The 3,831-nt window shown below is 42.0% G+C and carries 3 protein-coding genes; all 3 read left to right on the forward strand.

Annotated features, from left to right (window positions below):
• A partial coding sequence (locus tag CXF78_RS14175) for a TonB-dependent receptor (RefSeq protein ID WP_102037163.1) occupies positions 1-2,172 on the forward strand: 2,172 nt, incomplete at its 5' end.
• Between the two features lie 140 nt (positions 2,173-2,312).
• Entirely contained in the window at positions 2,313-2,975 is a 663-nt protein-coding gene (locus CXF78_RS14180; RefSeq protein WP_102037164.1) for a nitroreductase, read from the forward strand.
• Between the two features lie 25 nt (positions 2,976-3,000).
• Positions 3,001-3,831, forward strand: an 831-nt coding sequence (locus CXF78_RS14185; protein WP_257984914.1) for an alpha/beta hydrolase, incomplete at its 3' end; no start/stop codon positions are given.

The raw sequence follows: 3,831 nt of genomic DNA on the forward strand, positions 1-3,831 counted from the left end.
TTACAACGTTCTACTAACACTAACTTCTCTATTCGTGGCTTTGGTAATGGCACTAACAATACGGGTATTGAGCCTTCTGTTGGGGTATTTATCGATGGTGTGTATCGCTCCCGAGCGGCCTCTCAAATAGGTGATTTACCGAGGCTGCAGCAAATTGAAGTATTAAGTGGCCCGCAAAGTACTTTATTTGGTAAAAATGCTTCCGCTGGGGTCATTAGCGTTATCACTCGAGAACCGGCTTATTATCAAGAAGGCAAGATTGAAGTTGGCGTAGGCAATTTCAACCAAAAAGAAATTAAAGGTTATTACACCAATGGTATAACGGATAATTTGGCATTCAGTGTTTCCGGTGGTGTAAACACCCGTGATGGTTTTACTGAAAGTGTAGTGGGATTAGACGATATTAACGACCGTGACCGTTGGAATATTCGAGGTCAGGCACTGTACGAGCCAACTGAAGATGTAAAACTTCGCTTAATTGCAGACTATAGCAAAATTGAAGAAGCCTGTTGTTCTGTCGAAAACTCAATTAATGGCCCTACTACCGCTGCAGTTCGTGCGCTCGGTGGTATGGATCTTGATGAAACCGGATCATTTGCTTATCAATCTACCCTTAACTCAGATCCAGACAATAATGTAAAAGACAGTGGTGTATCACTGCAACTTGATGTTGATTTTGATGGTTATTCATTTACATCCATCAGTGCACTTCGTACCAATGATTCTGATTTTATGAATGATGTCGATTACACCTCTCTCGATATATTAAATGAAGGCGGTTACACCGATATCGAAACGATTACTCAAGAGTTTCGTTTAACGTCTACCGGAGATCGTCAGCTAGAATGGATGTTTGGCGCCTTCGTTTTTCATGAAGAGGTCACCACTGGCGATACCTTATATTATGGTAACGACATTAGAAATTACTTTGATGTATTGATGGCTGCTGGTGGCGCTCCAGGTTTATTAGCCGGAGTAGAAGGTGCTTATGGCTTAGATCCCGGTACATTTTTCTCAGGTGATTCGGCCGTAAGCTCTCAATTTGAACAAGAAAATGATGCTTACTCGATCTTTGCCAGCTTTGATTACCATATCAACGACGATTTTACCGCGATATTTGGTGTGAGTTACACCAACGATCAAAAAGAAATCAACATTAGCCAACAACATTCCGATGTACTTTCAGCGCTTGATTTAGCCACAGTGCCAACATTATATGGTGTGCCGATTGGCAGTATTCCTCAGCTTGCACCTGCTGTACCGGTTATTGAAAGTTTACAGTTTTTACCGCCTATGTTGGGATTGCCTAATGCTGTAGAAAACAATAAGTCTGATGACAGTAAAACCACTTGGTCGCTGCGCTTATCGTACGAAATCACCGACAATGTCAATATTTTCGCTACTGCAGCTACAGGTTTTAAAGCCACGTCTTGGAATTTATCGCGTTATTCAAGTCCTTTCGCATCAGATCAATCAGCATTAGAAACAGCAGGCATAGCACTTCCCAATCAGGTTTATGGTGGCCGATATGCCTCTCCCGAAGAAGCGCTGGTGTATGAGTTGGGTATTAAAACTCAATTTGAACATGGATCATTTAGCGCAACGATATTTGATCAAACCATTGAAGGGTTTCAGTCATCTATTTTCATTGGCACGGGCTATGTTCTTGCCAATGCGGGTAAACAAAGTACTCAAGGCCTTGAGTTCGACTCTAACTATAACCTCACTGAAGATTGGTCATTTACCTTAGCGGGAACCTTCCTTGACCCTGTTTACGACTCATTTGTTGGCGCATCGGGTTTAGACGGTCCAGTTGATCTATCAGGTGAAAAACCTGCCGGTATCCATGAAGTGAGTATCACTGCTGGTATCGTGTACAACTTTGAAGTGTTCAACGGTGCAGACGGTTATATTCGTACTGACTACCTTTACGAAAGTGACACTAAGGTGGCAGAAAACACCCCTGAATCATTATCACGTGAAGTAAACACCTTCAACGCAAGTACGGGACTAGCGTTTGATAATGGCGTCAGTTTACAACTTTGGGTGCGAAACTTAACCAACGATGAGTATCTGTTGTCAGCATTCCCACCTCCAATTCAAGCGGGCAGCTTTAATGGTTATCCAAATCAACCACGTACCTTTGGAGCCAATATTTCGTACCAATTTTAGCTAGCTAAACAGTCTGCTGTGACGGTAATACCGCTTTATTGCCACTGCAGACTTTTTTATTAACATCAAGATTAAGCAACTGATTTATATCGCAATAACGGTATAAACTCACTATCAATAAAACAATAAGAGTGTCCTATATGTCTATAGAATCAATATTAAAAAACCGTTACTCAGCACGCGCCTTTCTCGACAAACCGGTTGCCAAGGAAACCTTGGATTTGATTTTTGCCCATGCACAGCTTTCTCCTTCCAATTGCAATGTGCAGCCATGGCAAACTTGTGTGGTTTCGGGTCAGACAAAAGACACATTAAAGCAAAAATTTATGCAAACTCTCATGAGCGGTGCTTCACCTAATCCTGATTTTAATTGGTTACCGCAATATCAAGGCGTACATCGTGACCGCCAATTTGGCTCAGCAAATGCCTTATACAGCTCAATTGGTGTCGCACGTGAAGATAAAAAAGCCCGCCAAATGGCGATGGTGCGTAACTGGCAATTTTTTGATGCGCCACATGCGGTATTTTTCACTATGGATAAATACTTAGACATTATGGGCGCTGTTGATTTAGGCATTTATGCTCAGACCTTGTCATTAATTATGGCTGATCATGGCATATCTAATTGTATGCAAGGTGCATTAGGACAATTCCCTGACCCAGTACGAGAAATACTAAACCTCCCAGACGAGCGCGGTATTTTGTTTGGAATGTCATTTGGTTATGCCGATGACAGTGCAGCGGTAAACAATACCCGTACCGATCGTGAACCCATTGAAAACGCAGTGGCATTTTTCGATTAACCAGTCATGACTAATGAGATTGAATATGAAGCTAGAGCATAAAAACATTTTAGTGGATAACGTCAATATTCATTACGTTGAATCTGGACAATCCACTGATGAAACGGCATTAAGACCGACAATTATTTTTCTACATGGATTTCCTGAATACTGGGGAACATGGTCAGCCCAACTCAATTTTTTCTTACCACATTATCGTGTTATCGCACCTGACTTACCGGGATACAACTTAAGCGACAAACCCGACGATGTTAGTTTTTATGCTGTACCCAATCTTATCGGCTTTATGGCCAAGTTTATTGCTGCAATTAGCCCTACTCAGCCTGTTATTTTAGTCGCACATGATTGGGGCGGCGCTATCGCCTGGCCATTAGCGGCGTTTCATGCTCAGTTAATCAGTAAGCTGATAATTGTTAATGCTGCCCACCCAAGTACTTTCACTCGCGAGATGATGAACAATCCACTGCAACGCAAAAAAAGTGCTTATATTCATCAGCTAATTAGCGCGTCGGGTGAGTCACTATTAACGCAAGATGATTATCGCTATTTAAGTGAAGACATCATGGTGAGTACAAACCCAAGCGTGTTTACCGCCGATGTAAAAGCACGTTATAAACAAGTTTGGGGTCAACAAGGTGCAATAAATGGCATGTTGCAATATTATCGCGCTATGCCACAACTGGCAGAAAATGACACAGATAATCAACGTTGCAAGGTAACAGCTGCATCATCTCTAGACACATCAGCTACTCAGAATGACACAACTAAATCGAGTCCCGTTAAACAAGCATCGCAGCTTAAAGTACCCAATATACGGATTAATGTTCCAACATTGATTTTATGGGGCGAACAAGAC

It is taken from the genome of Shewanella sp. 11B5 (genome assembly GCF_002836795.1).
Classification (GTDB): Bacteria; Pseudomonadota; Gammaproteobacteria; order Enterobacterales; family Shewanellaceae; genus Shewanella; species Shewanella frigidimarina.

Coding starts and splice junctions, on each gene's coding strand:
- CXF78_RS14180 (WP_102037164.1), top strand. CDS start 2,313: ATGTCTATAGAATCAATATTAAAAAACCGTTACTCAGCACGCGCCTTT.